Origin of the sequence: Anaeromyxobacter sp. Fw109-5, from assembly GCF_000017505.1 — a bacterium.
Lineage (GTDB): Bacteria > Myxococcota > Myxococcia > Myxococcales > Anaeromyxobacteraceae > Anaeromyxobacter.
In genome coordinates, this window is sequence record NC_009675.1 from 1,013,949 (window position 1) to 1,031,879 (window position 17,931).

At 74.4% G+C, this 17,931-nt stretch carries 16 protein-coding genes; 12 read left to right on the forward strand and 4 right to left on the reverse strand.

The genetic code is table 11. The features are described 5' to 3' along the window. Positions 1-83 precede the first annotated feature (83 nt). The 4 genes from ANAE109_RS04540 to ANAE109_RS04555 all read right to left on the reverse strand — a co-directional run bounded on the left by ANAE109_RS04540 (position 84) and on the right by ANAE109_RS04555 (position 4,944). Positions 84-665, reverse strand: a complete 582-nt coding sequence (locus ANAE109_RS04540; protein WP_143827896.1) for a hypothetical protein — start codon at positions 663-665, stop codon at positions 84-86. A gap of 139 nt (positions 666-804) precedes the next feature. Then, complete coding sequence (locus ANAE109_RS04545) at positions 805-2,178, reverse strand: sigma-54 dependent transcriptional regulator (RefSeq protein WP_011985204.1); 1,374 nt, start codon at positions 2,176-2,178, stop codon at positions 805-807. After that, a complete protein-coding gene (locus tag ANAE109_RS04550) occupies positions 2,175-3,497 on the reverse strand; it encodes a PAS domain-containing sensor histidine kinase (protein ID WP_041448836.1) in 1,323 nt (440 codons plus the stop codon). Before ANAE109_RS04550 ends, ANAE109_RS04545 begins: the two co-directional genes overlap by 4 nt. Positions 3,498-3,561: 64 nt before the next feature. Further along, the gene (locus ANAE109_RS04555) at positions 3,562-4,944 is read right to left on the reverse strand and encodes a TolC family protein (protein WP_234945240.1); all 1,383 of its coding nucleotides are present in this window, start codon (positions 4,942-4,944) and stop codon (positions 3,562-3,564) included. 414 nt (positions 4,945-5,358) lie between these two features. Here ANAE109_RS04555 and ANAE109_RS04560 point away from each other — a divergent pair, with 414 nt between their 5' ends. From ANAE109_RS04560 to sufB, 12 genes are all read left to right on the forward strand, one after another. Continuing rightward, the gene (locus ANAE109_RS04560) at positions 5,359-6,402 is read left to right on the forward strand and encodes an HlyD family secretion protein (protein WP_011985207.1); all 1,044 of its coding nucleotides are present in this window, start codon (positions 5,359-5,361) and stop codon (positions 6,400-6,402) included. Beyond that, positions 6,399-7,352, forward strand: a complete 954-nt coding sequence (locus ANAE109_RS04565) for an ABC transporter ATP-binding protein (protein WP_011985208.1) — start codon at positions 6,399-6,401, stop codon at positions 7,350-7,352. Before ANAE109_RS04560 ends, ANAE109_RS04565 begins: the two co-directional genes overlap by 4 nt. After that, positions 7,349-8,293: an ABC transporter ATP-binding protein gene (locus ANAE109_RS04570; RefSeq protein WP_011985209.1), complete on the forward strand. Its 945-nt coding sequence runs from the start codon at positions 7,349-7,351 to the stop codon at positions 8,291-8,293. Before ANAE109_RS04565 ends, ANAE109_RS04570 begins: the two co-directional genes overlap by 4 nt. An 8-nt stretch (positions 8,294-8,301) precedes the next feature. Beyond that, positions 8,302-9,426 (forward strand): ABC transporter permease, encoded by a 1,125-nt coding sequence (locus tag ANAE109_RS04575; protein ID WP_041448839.1) that lies wholly within the window; start codon positions 8,302-8,304, stop codon positions 9,424-9,426. Next, complete coding sequence (locus ANAE109_RS04580) at positions 9,423-10,571, forward strand: ABC transporter permease (RefSeq protein WP_011985211.1); 1,149 nt, start codon at positions 9,423-9,425, stop codon at positions 10,569-10,571. The genes ANAE109_RS04575 and ANAE109_RS04580 overlap by 4 nt, the downstream gene beginning before the upstream one ends. A 70-nt stretch (positions 10,572-10,641) precedes the next feature. Next, a complete protein-coding gene (locus tag ANAE109_RS04585; RefSeq protein WP_011985212.1) occupies positions 10,642-11,571 on the forward strand; it encodes an ABC transporter ATP-binding protein in 930 nt (309 codons plus the stop codon). After that, positions 11,568-12,329 (forward strand): ABC transporter permease, encoded by a 762-nt coding sequence (locus ANAE109_RS04590; protein WP_011985213.1) that lies wholly within the window; start codon positions 11,568-11,570, stop codon positions 12,327-12,329. The genes ANAE109_RS04585 and ANAE109_RS04590 overlap by 4 nt, the downstream gene beginning before the upstream one ends. A gap of 231 nt (positions 12,330-12,560) precedes the next feature. After that, entirely contained in the window at positions 12,561-13,412 is an 852-nt protein-coding gene (locus ANAE109_RS04595; RefSeq protein WP_011985214.1) for a hypothetical protein, read from the forward strand. Positions 13,413-13,531: 119 nt separating this feature from the next. Next, positions 13,532-15,349, forward strand: coding sequence for an ATP-dependent DNA helicase RecQ (locus tag ANAE109_RS04600; RefSeq protein WP_011985215.1), 1,818 nt, complete (start codon positions 13,532-13,534; stop codon positions 15,347-15,349). Positions 15,350-15,353: 4 nt separating this feature from the next. Further along, positions 15,354-15,902 (forward strand): YaeQ family protein, encoded by a 549-nt coding sequence (locus ANAE109_RS04605; RefSeq protein WP_011985216.1) that lies wholly within the window; start codon positions 15,354-15,356, stop codon positions 15,900-15,902. A 134-nt stretch (positions 15,903-16,036) separates the two neighbouring features. Beyond that, positions 16,037-16,495, forward strand: coding sequence for an Rrf2 family transcriptional regulator (locus ANAE109_RS04610; protein ID WP_234945241.1), 459 nt, complete (start codon positions 16,037-16,039; stop codon positions 16,493-16,495). Further along, positions 16,492-17,931, forward strand: coding sequence for a Fe-S cluster assembly protein SufB (gene sufB, locus ANAE109_RS04615; RefSeq protein WP_011985218.1), 1,440 nt, complete (start codon positions 16,492-16,494; stop codon positions 17,929-17,931). The genes ANAE109_RS04610 and sufB overlap by 4 nt, the downstream gene beginning before the upstream one ends.

Consider the following 17,931-nt stretch of genomic DNA (forward strand, 5'->3'; position numbering starts at 1 on the left):
CAGAAGGGCCCGAGCCGCCTGCACGGCGGACGCCCGGCGAGGGGTGGGTCGCGCACGCGCGCGGGGCGCGTCGCGCACCTCCGTCAGCGGTCCGGGCACATCGCGTAGAGCGGCTGCGCGAGGGCGAGCGGCGCGTCCGCCGCGGGCCTGGGGCGCGCCGCGGGAGCGGCCCGGCCACCCGGATCCTGCCGGAGGGCGGGTCGGCCCCGCGGACCCCAGTGGAGCCCCACCGTGCTGCCGATGGTGACGCCGGCGAGCTGCACCGGGAGCACCAGCCAGAAGCGTGGCGCGGCGAGGTAGCCGACGCCGAGCGCCGCGGCGTGGCCGAGGCTCGACAGGAGGAAGGCCTTCCAGAAGCCGCCCGCGGCGGGGTTCACGCGCGCGAGCCGCGCCGCCAGCGTCGCCCCGAGCGGCGGCAGGACGAGCGCGGCGCCGGCGAGCACGAAGGCGGCGGTGCGGAAGTTTCCGGCGCTCGGCTCGAAGGCGTCGCTCGCGAACAGCTGGAGCGTCGCGTACCCGATCCCGAGCACGGCCGCGTCGCCCGCGAGGACGCCGAGCCCGGCGGCGGCGAGCTCCCGACCCTGGAACGGGCCTGGATCGAGCGGCTGCGGGGCGAGGACGGGGCTCGCGACGGCGAGCCGGAGGACGAGCGCGAGCGCGACCATCGCTCGAACGATGGGGCGCCCGCGTGCTTCCGGATCGCCTGCGCGGGGAGGCAAGACGGGGCCGCCCCGCGAGGCCCACGCCCAGCACCCAAGGTGTAAGGTCGCCGGCGGCCGGAGGCGCGGCCGGGCGCCCTGGACCTCAGCGCCCGCCCGCCTCCTCGTCTCCCCCGCCGAGCCCGTACTTGCGAAGCTTGTCGTGGAGCGTGACCCGCGAGACGCCGAGCCGGCGGGCCGCCTCGCTGCGGTTCCCTCCCGCCGCGCGGAGCGCCTCCACGACGAGACCGCGCTCGAACGCCTCGACGCGCTGCTTCAGCGACGGCGGCGCGCCCGCCTCGACGCGCTCGCCCGTCGCGGCGCCGCCCGGCAGCAGGGAGAGGTCGAGCCCCTCCGGCGGGGAGAGCGCCACGAGCCCCTCGACCGCGTTCTCGAGCTCGCGCACGTTGCCGGGCCACGCGTGCGCGGCCAGGCGATCCATGAGCGCGTCGGGCACGCTGAGGGAGGCGAGCCCGAACCGCTCCGCGAAGCGCTGGAGGAAGTGGCGCGCGAGGACCGGGATGTCCTCTGGGCGCTCCCGCAGCGGCGGGACGCGCAGCTGGACGACGTCGAGCCGGTAGTAGAGATCCTCGCGGAACCTCCCCGCCCGCACCAGCTCCGGGAGATCGCGGTGCGTGGCGGCGATCACGCGCACGTCCACGTGCCGGACGCGCTCCTCGCCGACCGGCCGGACCTCGCCCTCCTGCAAGACCCGCAGGAGCTTTCCCTGCGCCGAGGGCGCGAGCTCCCCGACCTCGTCGAGCAGGAGCGTGCCGCCGTCGGCCTCGCCGAACAGCCCGGGCCGCGCGCGCACCGCGCCGGTGAAGGCGCCCTTCGCGTGCCCGAAGAGCTCCGCCTCGGCGAGCTCCGGCGTGAGCGCGGCGCAGTTGAAGCGCACGAACGGGCGGTCCGCGCGCCGCGAGGCCCGCACGATCGCCTCCGCCACGCGCTCCTTGCCCGTGCCGCTCTCGCCGGTGACGAGCACCGTCACGTCGCGCGGCGCCACGCGCGCGACCAGGACGGCGAGCCGGCGCATCGCCTCGGAGGCGAACACCATCGAGCGGGACAGCACCAGCTCGCTCTGGAGCCGCTCGTTGTCGTGGGCGAGCCGGACCGCCTCGAGCGCGCGGCGCACCACCGCGAGCAGCTCGTCGGTCTCGAAGGGCTTCTTGAAGTAGTCGTAGGCCCCGGCCTTCATCGCCTCGACCGCCTGCCGCTCAGAGCCGTGCGCCGTGACGAGCACGACCCGCGGCGCGCCGGGGCGCCCCACGAGGCGGCGCAGGAGCTCCATGCCGTCGACGCCCGGCATCCGCAGGTCCGTCACGACGAGCTCGGCGGGCGAGGCCGCGAGGCGCGCCAGCGCGGCGGCGCCGTCCGCCGCCTCGTCCACCGCCAGCCCCTCGCTCTCGAGGATCTCGCGCAGCGTGTAGCGGACGCCGGGGTCGTCGTCGACGACGAGGACGCGCGCGAGCGGGCTCATGCCGCGCGCCCCCCGCCGGCGTCCTCCGGACGCGCGGGCAGGACGAGCTCGGCAGCGGTGCCGCCGCCCGGCCGCGGCGCCAGCACGAGCTCGCCGCCGTGCTGCCGCGCCAGGGCGCGCGCGATGGTGAGGCCGAGGCCGGAGCCGCGCGGCTTGGTGGTGGCCCCGGGCGAGAAGAGCGCGTCGGCGAGCGACGGATCGACGCCGCGGCCGCGGTCGAGCACGCGCACCCGGGCGCCGCCGCCGGGATCGAGGGACGCCTCGACCTCGACCTGGGCGCGGGCGGGGCTCGCGTCGAGCGCGTTCTGCACGAGGTTGATGAGGATCTGCTTCACCTTGCGCGGATCGCAGCGGGCGGACACCCCTTCCGCCCGGACCACGATGGCGACGTCGCGCTCGCGCGCCATCCCCTCGTGCAGCGCCGCGACCTCCGCGCACAGCCCGCCGAGCTCCGCGTCCCCGAGCGCGAGCGGCACGAGCGGGCGGGAGAAGTTCAGGAACTCGTCCAGGATCGCCTGCATCCGGTCGACCTCGCGGCGGAGCACCTGCAGCCGCTCGACGGCCTTCCCCTCGGGGAGCCCCGGCGCGAGCAGCCCCGCGAGCCCCTTCACGCTCGCCAGCGGATTCTTGAGCTCGTGCGCGATCTCGGCGGAGAGCGCGGTGAGCTCCTCGGCGCGCTCCGCGTGCGCCTCGAGCGAGGCCTGCTGCGCCGCCAGCGCGCGCCGGATCATCCGGTCGAACGACCACCGGGTGGCGCGCCCGGCGCCGCTCGAGAACAGGAACACCAGGGAGAGCATCGCCGCGTGCGTGTAGAGGAAGGCGGGCGGCCCGATGCGGGGACCGCCGCCGAACACCTGCAGGTTCAGCTCCGCGAACGCGCCGGAGGCGCCGAGCGCGGCGAGCCCGAACACCGCCGCCGCCTGCACGGTGGAGAGGAGCAGGCTCGCGCGCCACGGCAGGAACACCCCGCCGATCATCCCGAGCGGCACGGCGATGTAGAGGAACGGGCTCGCGAGGCCGCCCGTGACGGCGGTGATCCCCATCTGCCAGACCGTCGCGATGATGAGGTTGCGCGGAACGGCACCGGGCGTGAACCCTCGCCGCCGGAAGCCGATCCACTCGCCGACGAAGAAGGCGCACATCCCCACGAGCGCCACGACGAGCGCGACGCGCCGCCACGGGGCGGGCTCGATCCAGGCGAGCCAGAGCGCCAGCGCCCCGATGGGCGGCAGCGCCGCGAGCCGCACGCCCGTCATCCGCCCGAAGAGGCGCGAGAGCTCCTCGTGCTGGATCTCGCGGTGGCCGGGAGGCGGGGGCATGGAGGGGACCTCGTTCCGGCCCGAGAAGATACGCCCGCGCGCGCGCCGCCGCATGCTTCGCACCTCAGGGTCCGCGCCCGGCGGCCCGGTCGAGTGAGATGCGCGCCTGGGCGGAGCGGGCGCGGGCGTCGGCGAGCTGGACGTCGGCCGCGTACAGCCGATCGTTCGCGTCGATCACGTCGAGGAAGGAGGCGACCCCCGCCTCGTAGCTGCGGCGCGCGGACGCGGCGGCGTCTCCCGCGAGGCGGCCCTGGGTCTCCGCCAGGCGGAGCCGCTCGCGGGCGACGGAGACGTCGCGCAGGGCGTCCCGGACCTGCTGGACGATGGCGAGCCGCTGCGCCTCCGCCGCCGCCTCGGCCCCGGCGCGCTGCGCCTCGGCCTGGCGGCGCTTCCCGTAGCGGAGCCCGCCGTCGTAGAGCGGCCAGGTGAGGTCCACGGTGGCGCGCCAGCCCTCCTGCTCGCCCGTGGGGTAGGGGACGTCGGAGGCGAAGATCGAGGCGCCGGCCGAGAGCTGCGGCGCGAGCCGCGCCCACGCCCCGCGCACCTGCGCGCCGGCGGCGTCCACCTGCGCGCGCTGCGCGGCGAGCTCCGGCCGGGCCGCGAGCGCGGCCTCGACGAGGGACCCGTCGTCCGCGGGCGGCGCCACCTCTCCGGCCGGCACCGCGACGCGCACGGGGGTCTCGCGCCCGAGGAGGATCCCGAGCGCGAGGCGGGCGCGCTCCAGCTCCGCGCGCGCGCGCACGAGATCGCTCTCGCGGCGCACCTGCTCGGTCCGCGCGCGCAGCGCGTCGAGCGGCGGCGCGGTGCCCGCCGCCACGCGCCGCTCGGCGCTCCGGGCGAGCTCGGCCGCGCTCTCGACGGCGCGCTCCGAGGCCGCGACCGCCTCGTCGGCCGCCACGGTCCCGTGCGCCGCCTGGGCGAACCCGGCGCGCACCTCGCGCCGCGTGGCCTCGGCGGAGAGCGACGCCGCGCGGGCGCCGCTGCGCGCGGCGGACAGCTCGAACCAGGCGTTCGGGACGACGAGGGGGACGCGCGCCGCGCCGGAGACGACGAACTGCTCCAGCGGCTGCATCACGATGCGCTCCGGCCGCGGCGCGCCGGGCTCCGTCGGGACGAGGCCGGGCTGGACGGCCGCCTCGTCGCTGTTGCGCGTGTAGCTCGCGCCGGCCGAGAGGGTGGGGAGGAGCGGCGACGCGGCCTGCCGCACGATCCCGCTCGCCTCGTCCGCGCGCGCCCGCGCCTGGGCGACGGAGAGGTTCTGCGCGTCGAGCTCGGCCAGCGCGTCGGCGAGGGGGAGGGTGGGGACGTCGGTCGAGGTCGGGGTCCCTCGACTCCGCTCCGTCGCTGACGGTGCGTCGCGCAGCCCGTCCTGAGCGTAGCGGCCGGAGGCCGCGGAGTCGAAGGGCTCGGGATGACCGGCCTCGAGAGATCCGGTCGAGGTCGGCACCGCTCGCCCTTCCCCTGAGCCTGCCGAAGGGTCAGGGCGAGCGGATTCACTCGGCCGCTCGTAATGAGCCTTCGAGGTCGGGACCGGGATCGGGGTCGTCCCCGCCGCAGTCGCCATCCACAGAGCCAGCACCGTCTCGATCATCCATCCCTCCCGCGGCGCGCTCGCCGGGCTCGGGATCCGTGAGCAATCCCGATGCCCGCCCGTGGTCGCTGCGCCGGCGCGGACTTCCGCGCTGGCGAGCGGGGGCGCCCTGTCAGGCATTCCGAAAGGGCTGTCGGATCTCCTTACAGTGGAGCGAGCCATGGTCCCCGAAACACGCGCTTCCGCGGCCTCCCTTCGGCGGCGGGCGCGGCACGGGGTTTGCGCTTCCGGATCGGTCCCCGCCCGTCGGCGGGGCCAGGAGAGTCACCGATGCGCCGAGTCGTCGCCGTCCTCGTCGTGCTCACCGTGGTCCTCGGCGGTCTCATCGCGCTGCGCCTCTGGACGCAGGCGCGCGCGCTCGCTGCGCCCTCCGGCGGCTCCGGCGAGATCGAGGGGATCGACGTCGACCTGTCGTCGCGGGTGGGCGCGCGCATCCTCGAGATCCGCGTCCGCGAGGGGGACCCCGTGAAGGCGGGCGACCTGCTCGTCCGGCTGGACTGCGCCGATCCCGCCGCCCAGCTCGCCGAGGCGACGGCGCGCCTCGAGGCCGCGCGCGCGCAGGCGATCGCGGCGGGCGCGCAGATCCAGGCCTCGCGGCGCGCGCGCACCGCGGCGGGCGCCTCCGAGGAGGCCGCGCGGGCGCAGGCGGCCGCCCTCGGCGCGCAGGCCGAGGCGGCGGCGCGCCAGGCGAAGCGGCTCGAGGCGCTGCCGCAGGACGTCCCCGCCTCGAGCATCGATCAGACGCGCGCGTCCGCCTCCGGGCTGGAGCACCAGACCGCGGCGGCGAAGGCGCAGGCGCTCGCGAGCGCCGCGCAGGCGCGCGCCGCGGACGTCGGCATCCGGTCGGCGAGCGCGCAGGCCGAGGCGGCGACGGCGCAGATGCGCGCGGCCGAGGCGGCGGTGGAGCGCGCGAAGATCCTGGTGGGCGAGTGCGACGTGCGCGCGCCGCGGGACGCCGAGGTCGCGACGCTGCCGCACGAGGCGGGAGAGCTGGTCTCCCCGGGCGCCATCCTCGCGCGCCTCGTCGATCTGTCGGAGGTCACGGCCACGTTCTACCTGCCGAACGCGGAGGTCGGCGCGGTGAAGCCCGGCGCGAGGGCCGTGATCGTGGCGGACGCGTTCCCGGAGGAGCGGTTCGAGGGGACGATCCGCACGGTGGCGCTCGAGGCGGAGTTCACGCCGCGCAACATCCAGACCCGCACCGATCGCGACCGCCTCGTCTACCCGGTGGAGGTGACCGTGAAGAACCGGGGCGGGAAGCTGCGCGCCGGGATGCCGGTGCAGGTGACGCTCGACGAGGGGAAGCGGCAGTGACGGAGCCGCACCCCGACCGCGGCGGGGGCGCCCCGCCCTCCGGCGCGCCGCCCGCGCTCGCCGCGCGCGGGCTCGTGCGCCGCTTCGGCGCGGTCACGGCCCTCGACGGGCTCACCTTCGAGGTCGGCCGGGGAGAGCTCTACGGGCTCGTCGGCCCGGACGGCGCAGGCAAGACCACCGCCATCCGCGCGCTCGCCGGGCTCATCCGCCTCGACGGCGGCGACGCGCGGGTGCTGGGGCTCGCCGCCGACGACCGGGCGGTGCGCGAGCGCGTCGGGCTCATGCCCCAGCAGTTCAGCCTGTACCGCGACCTCTCGGTGGGCGAGAACCTCCGCTTCTTCGCGCGCGTGTTCGTGCTGCCGCGGGAGGTGTACCGCGCCCGCGCCGCGCGGCTCCTCGAGATCACCCGCCTCGGTCCGTTCCTGGACCGCCGCGCCGACGCCCTCTCCGGCGGCATGTACAAGAAGCTCGCCCTCGCCTGCGCCCTGCTGCACGAGCCCGAGGTGCTGCTCCTCGACGAGCCGACCAACGGCGTCGACCCCGTCTCGCGCCGGGAGCTCTGGGCGCTGCTGCACGAGTTCGTGCACGCAGGCATGACGGTGCTCGTCTCCACCCCGTACATGGACGAGGCCGAGCGCTGCGGGCGGGTGGCGCTCGTGCACCGCGGGCGCCTCCTGGTCGAGGGGACCCCGCCCGCGCTCATCGCCGGCTTCCGCGACGAGGCCTTCGAGGTCCGCGGCGGGGACCGCGATCGGGTGGAGGCCGAGCTCGGGCGTACACCCGCGGTGCGCGCCGCGTCCCCCGCCGGCGAGCGGCTCCGCGTCATCGTGGCGCGCGGCGCGGCGCCGGAGCTGGCCCGGGCGCTCGCGCCGCTCGGGGCCGCGCTCGAGCCGGTCGCGCCGGACTTCGAGGACCTGTTCCTGTCGCGCATCCGGGAGGAGGAGGCGTGAGCGCCCCCGTCATCGAGGCGCGACAGCTCACGCGCCGCTTCGGCTCCTTCACCGCGGTGGACGCGGTGAGCTTCGAGGTGGAGCGCGGCGAGATCTTCGGCTACCTCGGCGCGAACGGCGCCGGGAAGTCCACCACCATCCGCATGCTCAACGGGCTGCTCGCGCCGACGAGCGGCACCGCCCGCGTGGTCGGGCACGACGTCGCCGCCGACCCCGAGGCGGTGAAGTCGGCCATCGGGTACATGTCCCAGAGGTTCTCCCTCTACCTGGACCTCCCGGTCATGGAGAACCTGCTCTTCTTCGGCGGGGCCTACGGGCTCTCCGGCCAGCCGCTGCGGCGGCGGGCCGGGGAGCTGCTCGAGCTCACCGGGCTCGCGGGGCAGGACCGGACCATCACCGGCGCGCTCCCCGGCGGCATGCGCCAGCGGCTCGCCCTCGCCGGCGCCATCCTCCACCGGCCGGGCGTGGTGTTCCTCGACGAGCCCACCGCGGGCGTGGACCCGCTGGCCCGCCGCGCCTTCTGGCGCCTCATCCGCGAGCTGTCCAACGGAGGGACGACGGTGTTCGTCACGACGCACTACCTCGACGAGGCGGAGTACTGCCGACGCATCGGGCTCATGGTGGACGGGCGGCTCGTGGCGCTCGACTCGCCGGCGGGCCTGAAGCGCACCTGGGTCCCCGACCGCCTGCTGGTCGCGCGCGGCCACGGGCTCGCGGGCGCCGCGGCGGCGCTGGCGCGGCGCGAGGGCGTCCGCTCCGTGCAGCCCTTCGGCGCCGGGCTGCACCTGCGCGTCGATCCGGCGCGCCTCGACGAGCGGGAGGTGGCGCGGCTCCTCGCGGAGGGCGGCGGGCGCGAGGTGGTGGTGGAGCGCGCGGAGCCCTCGCTCGAGGACGTCTTCCTGGCGGTGGTGGGGCGCGAGTCGCGCGCGGAGGCGCCGTGAACGGACGGATGTCACGGGCGCTCGTGCGCGTCTACGCGATGGCCGCCAAGGAGGCGCGCCACATCCTCCGCGACCCGCGGACGCTCTACATGTCGCTCGGGATGCCCGTGCTGCTGCTGTTCCTGTTCGGCTACGGGGTCGCCTTCGACATCGATCGGATCCCGCTCGCCGTCGTGGACCAGGACCGCACCGCGTCCTCGCGCGAGCTCGTCCGCGCGCTGACCGCCTCGCGCGAGCTCGTCGCCGCCGGCGAGCTGGCCGACCCCGCCGCCGCGCTCGGCGCGTTCCGGCGGGGGCGAGCCTCGGCCGCGCTGGTGGTGGAGGAGGGCTACGAGCGCGCGGTGCTGGCGCGCGAGGTGGTGCCGGTGCAGCTGCTCGTGGACGGGGCGGACGCGCTCGTCGCGAACCAGCTCCTCGCCAAGGCGGAGGCGCTCGTCCGCGCCGAGTCGCAGCGGCTGGGCCGCGCCGAGGTGGGGGCGAGGAGGCCGCCGGTCCAGGTGAAGGTCTGGACCCGGTACAACCCCGAGGGCCGCTCCGCGTTCTACATGGTGCCGGGGCTGGCGGCGTACCTGCTCGCCATCACCGCGGTGCTGCTCACCGCCCTCACCATCGCGGGCGAGTGGGAGCGCGGCTCGATGGAGCAGCTCTTCGCGTCGCCGATCGGGCGCCTCGAGATCGTGCTGGGGAAGCTCCTGCCCTACCTCGCCCTCGGGCTGCTCGAGTTCCTGCTGGTGGTGGCGTTCGGGATGACCGCGTTCGACCTGCCGATGCGGGGGAGCGCGATCGCCCTCGCGCTGCTCGGGCTGGTGTTCCTCGTCGGCATGCTCGGGCAGGGGCTGCTCGTCTCGGTGCTCGCGAAGAACCAGACCGTCGCCACGCAGGCGGGCGTCATGTCCTCCCTGCTCCCCTCGCTGCTGCTCTCCGGCATGATCTTCCCCATCGAGAACATGCCCTTGCCGCTCCAGCAGGTCTCGCGCGTGATCCCCGCGCGCTACCTCGTCCACGGCCTTCGCGGCGTGCTGCTCAAGGGGAACGCGCTCGACGTGCTCTGGCCGGACCTGCTGGCGCTCTCGATCTTCGCGGTGGTGGTGATCGCGCTCGCCACGGCGCGCTTCCAGCGGAGGCTCGCGTGACCGCGCCCGTCCGTCCCTCCGCGCGCGTGCAGCTCGCGGCGGTGTTCCGCAAGGAGGTCCAGCAGACGGTGCGCGACCGGCGCGTCATGTTCATGCTCGTGGTCGCGCCGCTCATCCAGACGGTGGTCTTCGGGTTCGCGGTGGACTACGAGGTGGACCGGGTGACCACCGTGGTGGTGGACCCCGATCGCAGCGCGACCTCGCGCGAGGACGCGCGTCGCCTGCTCGCGGACGGCACGCTCCGGCCCGTGGGCGAGGCGGGCTCGGCGGACGCCGCGAGCGCGGCCATCGACGAGGGGAGGGCCTCGGCGGCGCTGGTGTTCGAGCGGCGCGCGGAGGCGGACCGGCTGTCGCGGCGGGGCCAGGAGGTGCAGGTGCTGCTCGACGGCACCGACCCGAACCGCACCACCGTCACGTCGGGCGCCGTGTCGCGCTTCTTCGCGGAGCTCGGCGAGCGGCTCGCCCGCGAGCAGCTCGCGACGGCGGGGGCCACCCCGCCCGCGCAGCTCCGGCCCGTCCCGCGCGTCGCGTTCAACCCGGGCCTCGAGACCGCGCCGTACATGGTGCCGGGCATCGCCGCCATGCTCCTCGTCATCGTGACGACCTTCACCTCGGCGATGGGGCTCGCGCGCGAGCGCGAGATGGGCACGCTCGAGCAGGTGCTCGTCACGCCGATCCGGCCGCTCCTGCTGCTGGTCGGGAAGATGGCGCCGTTCGTGGTCATCGGCCTCGTGGTCGTGACGCTGCTGGTCGGCGTCGGGACGTGGATCTTCGCCGTCCCCATCCGCGGCAGCCTCGGGCTGCTCTACCTCGGCACGATCCTGTACCTGCTCACCACCCTCGGGGCGGGCCTGCTCATCTCCACCATGTCCGCGAACCAGCAGCAGGCGTTCCTGGGCGGGTTCCTCTTCACCATCCCGGCGGTGCTCCTCTCCGGGCTCATGACGCCCATCCTCGCCATGCCCGGCTGGCTGCGCCCGCTCACCCTCGTGAACCCCATCCGGTGGTACGCCGAGATCATGCGCGGCATCCTGCTGCGGGGCGCGGGGCTCGCGGACCTGTGGCTCGAGCTCCTGGTGCTGCTCGTCATCGGGGTGGCCATCGTCGCGGCGGCGACGCTCCGCTTCCACCGGCGCCTGGGCTAGGGGCGCCGGCGCGGCGCCTCCCGCGCGGAACGGGCGCGCGGGCGTGCGGCGCGGTAGAGTCGCCGCGCCCATGCGTCCGGTGGTCGAGATCCGGGAGGTCGGAAAGCGGTTCGGGAGCCTCACCGCGCTCGAGCGCGTCTCGCTCGAGATCCGCGCCGGGGAGATCTTCGCGCTGCTCGGCCCGAACGGCGCCGGGAAGACCACGCTCATCTCCATCGTCGCGGGCCTCCTCCGGGCCAGCGAGGGGGAGGTCCGGGTGCTGGGCCACGACGTCCAGCGCGACTACCGCCGCACCCGCCGGGCCATCGGGCTCGTGCCGCAGGAGATCAACTTCGACCCGTTCTTCAACGTCGAGGAGACCCTCCGCATGCAGGCCGGCTACTTCGGCGTGGACCTCACCGAGGAGCGGCTCGTCGAGATCCTGACCGCCCTGGACCTGCTCTCGAAGCGCGAGACGAACAGCCGCGCGCTCTCCGGCGGCATGAAGCGGCGGCTCCTCATCGGCAAGGCGCTGGTGCACGAGCCGGCGGTGCTGTTCCTCGACGAGCCCACCGCCGGCGTGGACGTGGAGCTGCGCCGGGCGCTCTGGAGCTACGTGCGGCGCCTGCGCGAGCGGGGGACCACCATCGTGCTCACGACCCACTACCTCGAGGAGGCCGAGGAGCTCGCCGATCGCGTGGGCGTCATCGACCGCGGGCGCCTCCTCGTGGTGGAGGACAAGGACGCGCTCCTGTCGCGCCACGGCGCCAAGGTGCTGCGGCTCTCGCTCGCGCGCCCGCTCGCGGCGCTGCCCGCCGCCCTCGCCGCCGTCGGGGCGAGGCTCGCGCCGGGCGGGACGACGGTGACGTTCGAGGTCTCGGCGGGCGACGCGTTCGGGCCGCTCCTCGCGGCGGTGGCCGACGCGGGGCTCGCCGTGGCCGACGTGGAGACGCGGCGGACGACGCTCGAGGACGTGTTCGTGCGGCTCGTCTCGCGAGAGAGCGGAGGGGCGACGGCGTGATCTCCCTCGGGCTGTGGACCCTCCTCCAGAAGGAGGTGCGGCGGTTCCTGCGCGTCCCCGGGCAGACGCTCCTCTCGCCGGTGATCACGACCGCGCTCTACTTCGTGGTGTTCGGCTACTCGCTCGGCGACCGGCTCCGCGAGGTCGAGGGCGTGCCGTACGCGCGCTTCATCGTGCCAGGCCTCGTCACGCTCGGCGTCGTCACGAACGCCTACCTCAACACCGCCTCCTCGATGTTCGTGATGAAGCTCCAGGGGACGATCACGGACCTGCTCGTGTCGCCCCTCTCGTACGGAGAGATCCTGGCCGGCTTCGTCGTCGCCGCCGTGATCCGCGGGCTGCTCGTGGGCGGGGTGATGTGGGCCGTCGCCGGCGCGTTCAGCGGCTTCGAGGTCGCCCACCCGCTGCTCGCGCTCGTGCTCGTCGTCCTCGCGGCGGTGGCCTTCGCCGCCCTCGGCCTCATGACCGCGATCTGGGCGAGCTCGTTCGAGCAGGTGAACTTCTTCCCCACCTTCTTCATCACGCCGCTCACCTTCCTCGGCGGCGTCTTCTACTCGATCGGCATGCTGCCGGCGCCGCTGCGGGCCTTCACGCACGTGAACCCCGTCTTCTACATGGTCGACGGGGTCCGCTTCGGGATGCTCGGCGTCTCGGACGCGCCGCCCGTGGCCGGGGTGGCGCTGCTCGCGGTGCTGGCCCTCGCCGCGCTGTCGGCCGCCTACGCGATGCTGAGGTCGGGGTACAAGCTGCGCGGGTGAGGGGTGGCCGAGCCTGCGCTGCCTCTAACGGGGGAGGAGAGCCGCGCGGGGTGCGGTCGTCACGCAGTGGCAGGCGGGGCCGTCCTCCGCCGGCGCGCAAGGACTGCGCGCGGCGTTCACATGTCGTGCCGTCAGTGACATTCCGGGATCGAATTCGTCCTGGCATGGGTTTATGCTACGACCCCCTCGGAGATAGGGGTCTCGCGCAACTCGCGATACGGAGGTCTTTCGATGCGTCGTCTGTCCGTCGTGCTGCTCGTCGCGCTGGCCGTGGCGGGATGCAAGAAGCAAGAGCCCGCCCTCCCGCAGGGGAACACGGCGCAGCAGGGCTCGCCGGCTCCGATGGGGGCTGCTCCGGGTGCCGCTCCCGCGGCCGCCGCCATCCAGGGCAAGGTCCTCGAGCGGCTCGATGCCCCGCCGTACAGCTACCTGAAGATCCAGACCGCGCAGGGTGAGACCTGGGCGGCCGTGCCGAAGACCGAGATCGAGAAGGGCAAGGAGGTCACGGTCGCCGGCGCGATGCCGATGAAGGACTTCGAGTCCAAGACGCTGAACCGCAAGTTCGAGGTGGTCTACTTCGGCACGCTCGGCGGCGAGGCCGGCGCGGCCGCGCCGGCGCCCGCGGGCGGCGCGATGGGCGGCGGCATGGGCGGCGGCATGGGCGGCGGCGCGATGGGTGGCGCGATGGGCGCCGGCCAGGGCCCCGAGTCCATGGCGGCCGCGCACGCGGCGGCGGCGGCGGGCCCCAAGGAAGTCGGCGACGTGAAGGTCGCGAAGGCGAGCGGCTCCGACGCGCGGACGGTCTCCGAGGTGTGGGCCCAGCGCGCCGCCCTCAAGGAGAAGAGCGTCTCGGTTCGCGGCAAGGTCGTGAAGTGGAACGCCGGCATCATGGGCAAGAACTGGCTCCACCTGCGCGACGGCTCCGGCACGGCGGGCAAGGACAACGACATCACCATCACCACGAGCGACGAGGCCGCGGTCGGCGACGTCGTGCTCGTGAAGGGCACGGTCCGGGTCGACAAGGACTTCGGCGCCGGCTACGCGTACCCGGTGATCATCGAGGACGCGAAGCTCTCGAAGTAGCGACGCGCCGCTCGCCCTCCGACGTCCCTCGGGCGAGCGGGACCCAGAGCGACGGGCGCGGTCCTCGCGGGCCGCGCCCGTTTTCCTTCCGGGCTTCCCCCGTGTAGATTCGGCCGCCCGTGGCGCGCTCACCCGAGACCCTCTTCTCAGCTGCGGACCGCCGCGCGCTCGAGGCCGAGGTCGAGGAGCTCGCCGGCGCCTGGGACGCCTTCCGGGCCCGCCAGGAGCGCTCGCCGGAAGTCGACGCGGCGCCGCCGGAGGACGCCGTCGTCCACCGGAGCTGCGGCGCCCGGCTCGACGCGCTGCGCGCCCGCTGGCGCGAGGCGCCGGAGCTGTTCCTCCCGCCGACCGTGGAGCGGCTGCGCGCGCTCGCGGAGGCGATCGGGCGGGCGCCCGCTCCTCCGCCCGCGACCGCGTCGGGGGCGCGCCAGCTGCTCCGGGAGGTGTTCGGGCACGCGGCCTTCCGTCCGGGCCAGGAGGAGATCGTGACGGCGGTCCTCGCCGGGCGGGACTGCCTCGGCGTCATGCCGACCGGCGCGGGCAAGTCGCTCACCTACCAGATCCCGGCGCGGATCCTGGGCGGCACCACGCTCGTCGTGTCGCCGCTCGTCGCGCTGATGAAGGACCAGGTGGACGCGATGGGGCGCGTCGGGCTGCGCGCGGCCTTCCTCAACTCGACGCTCTCGCCGGAGGAGCGGCGGGAGCGGGTGCGCGCGCTGCGCCGCGGCGAGCTCGAGCTGCTCTACGCCGCGCCCGAGGGGCTCGAGGCCTCCGTGGGCAGCGCGCTCGAGGGCGTGCGGCTGTCGCTCATCGCCGTGGACGAGGCGCACTGCATCAGCCACTGGGGGCACGACTTCCGCCCCGCCTACCGCAACCTGGCGGGGCTGAAGGAGCGGTTCGGCGCGCGCGTGCTCGCGCTCACCGCCACCGCGACGCCCGAGGTGACGCACGACATCGCGGCGCAGCTCGGGATGGAGCGGCCGCTCGTCGTGCGCGGCTCCTTCCTCCGCCGGAACCTGTCCCTGCACGCCGTGAAGAAGGGCGAGGGCCTGCGCACGCGCGACGCGCTCGTGCGGCTCGTCCGCGCGCGCAAGGGCGAGAGCGGGATCGTCTACGCCCTCTCGCGGAAGTCGGTGGAGGAGACCGCCGCCCTCCTGCGCGAGCACGGCGTCCGCGCGGAGGCCTACCACGCCGGGCTCGAGCCCGACGTCCGCGCGCGCGTTCAGGACGCCTTCCAGTCCGGCGCGATCGACGTGGTCGCCGCGACCGTCGCCTTCGGGATGGGCATCGACAAGCCCGACATCCGCTTCGTCATCCACCGCGACCTGCCGCGCTCGATCGAGTCGTACTACCAGGAGATCGGCCGCGCCGGCCGCGACGGGAAGCCCAGCACCTGCGTGCTCTTCTACTCCTGGGCGGACGTCATGAGCTGGGAGCGGCTCCTCGGCGACGTCGAGCCGGAGCTCGCGGAGGCGCAGCTGCGCCAGACGCGGGCGATGTACCGGCTCGCCGACGGCGACGGCTGTCGCCACGAGCGCGTGGTGGGGCACTTCGGCGAGGTGGTGGCGCCGTGCGGAGACGCCTGCGATCGCTGCTCCGGCGACGACGTCGTCGCGAGCGCGCCCGCGGTGCGGGTGGCGCGCTCCTCGCGCGGCGGAGGGCGGGCCCGGCGCGGCGGGGACGGCCGCGGGCGCGGCGGCCCCGCGCTGGACGCCGAGGTGGACCTCGAGCTCTTCGAGGCGCTCCGCGCCTGGCGCGGCGAGATCGCCCGCGCCCGCGGCGTCCCCGCCTACGTGGTGTTCGCGGACGCGACGCTCGCGGAGCTCGCGCTCCACAGGCCCGTGTCGCGGGACGAGCTGCTCGAGGTGAAGGGCATCGGTCCGCGCAAGCTCGACGAGTACGGGGAGGCGCTCGTGAGGATCCTGAAGGGCGGATAGGCCCATGGCGCTCCCCTCCACGCTCCACCACTTCGATCTCCGGATCGTCCACGCCGACTCCGGCCTCGAGGCGTCCGTCGCGCTCAAGACGGCGCGCCACCCCTCGGAGACCGTCGAGCGGCTCTGGCTGCGCGTCCTCGCCTACGGGTGGCAGTGGCAGGAGGGCATCGCGTTCGGGCCCGGGCTGTGCGAGCCGGACGCGCCGGACGTGGTCGCCGCGCGGCCCGACGGGCGAGCCGCCCTGGTCCTGCGGGTGGGCAAGCCCGAGCCTCAGCGGGTGGAGCGCGACGTGAACGCGAACGCCGGCGCCCGTGTCGCGGTGCTGTTCGAGTCCCCGCGCCGCCTCGAGGCCTTCGTCGCGGAGGCGCGTGAGCGCCGCTTGGCGCGCCTCGGCCGGACGGAGCTGGCGGCGGTGGACCCATCCCTCCTGGCCTGGCTCTCGCGTCATGAGGACCGTCGCACCCGCCTCGAGCTGACCTTCGTCGCCGACCACCTTTATGTGGACCTGGCCGGGGAGGCCGGCGACGGCCCCCTGCTCCGCGCGACCGTATAACCAGGCGATTTCCTAGCTGGTTTCCGATGCTCGCCCGAAGGGCATGAAATCGGGCGCGCAGCCGTTTATCCATCGTAAGTGGACCGTTTCGGTCCATGATGGTGCGGGTGGTCCGGAGGCCATGGATGATCAGGATGTCGAAGCTCACCGACTACGCGATCGTGCTGCTCGCGCATCTCGCCCGCAGCGGCCGGACGCTCGCCGCGCAGGAGCTCGCCGCGCGCTCGGGCGTGCCGCTCCCCACCGTCTCGAAGCTCTGCAAGGAGCTCTCGAAGGCCGGGCTGGTCGTCTCGCACCGCGGACGTCACGGCGGCTACGGGCTCGCCCGGCCGGCGGAGCTGATCTCGGTCGCCGAGATCGTGGAGGCGCTCGAGGGGCCCATCGCGCTCACCGACTGCACCTCGCCGGCGAAGGTGGCCTGCGGCATCGAGGCGACCTGCCCGGCCAAGGCGAGCTTCGACCCGGTCACCCGCGCGATCCAGGGGGCGCTGCAGGGCTTGCCCCTCTCGGCGATCGCCCCGTACCGCGCGGCGGCCGAGGCAGAGGCCGAGCCCGAGCCCGCGCCCGTCACCCTGGGAGTTCACGCCTCATGACCACCGCGCAGCAGCTCCACGAGCTGACCCAGCAGAAGTACCGCTACGGCTTCGTCACGGACATCGAGGCGGACCAGCTCCCGCGCGGCCTGTCCGAGGACATCGTCCGCCTCATCTCGGCGAAGAAGAACGAGCCGCAGTTCATGCTGGAGTGGCGCCTCAAGGCGTACCGGCACTGGCTCACGCTGGAGGAGCCGAAGTGGGCGAACGTCACGTACCCGCCCATCGACTACCAGGACATCGTCTACTACTCCGCCCCGAAGCAGAAGAAGCCGCTCGCGTCGATGGACGAGGTGGACCCGGAGCTGAAGCGCGCCTTCGAGAAGCTCGGCATCCCGCTCGCGGAGCAGCAGCGGCTCGCCGGGGTGGCGGTGGACGCGGTCTTCGACTCGGTGTCGGTCGCGACCACCTACAAGAAGAAGCTCGCCGACCAGGGCGTCATCTTCTGCTCCTTCTCGGAGGCGGTGCGCGAGCACCCGGCGCTCGTCGAGAAGTGGCTCGGCTCCGTCGTGCCGTACAGCGACAACTACTTCGCGGCGCTGAACAGCGCGGTCTTCTCCGACGGCTCGTTCGTCTACGTCCCGAAGGGCGTCCGCTGCCCGATGGAGCTCTCGACCTATTTCCGCATCAACGCGAAGGACACCGGCCAGTTCGAGCGGACCCTGATCGTCGCCGACGAGGGCGCGTACGTCTCGTACCTCGAAGGCTGCACCGCCCCGCAGCGCGACGAGAACCAGCTGCACGCCGCGGTGGTCGAGCTCGTGGCGCTCGACGGCGCGCAGATCAAGTACTCCACGGTCCAGAACTGGTACCCCGGCGACGCCGAGGGCAAGGGCGGCATCTACAACTTCGTGACCAAGCGCGGGAAGGCGATGCGCAAGGCGAAGATCAGCTGGACGCAGGTGGAGACCGGGTCGGCCATCACCTGGAAGTACCCGTCGTGCATCCTCCAGGGCGACGACGCGGTCGGCGAGTTCTACTCGGTCGCCCTCACCAACCACCGCCAGCAGGCGGACACGGGCACCAAGATGATCCACGTGGGGCGGAACACGCGCTCGACGATCATCTCGAAGGGCATCAGCGCCGGCCGCGGCCAGAACACCTACCGCGGCCTCGTGAAGATGATGAAGGGCGCGGAGGGTGCCCGCAATTACTCGCAGTGCGACTCGCTCCTCATCGGGGATCGCTGCGGCGCCCACACGTTCCCGTACATCGAGGTGCGGAACCCCTCGGCCAAGGTCGAGCACGAGGCGACCACCTCGAAGATCAGCGAGGACCAGCTCTTCTACTGCAAGCAGCGGGGCATCCCGGACGAGGACGCGGTCTCCATGATCGTGAACGGGTTCGCGAAGCAGGTCCTGAAGGAGCTGCCGATGGAGTTCGCCGTGGAAGCTCAGAAGCTCCTGGGGATGTCGCTCGAGGGGAGCGTGGGGTAG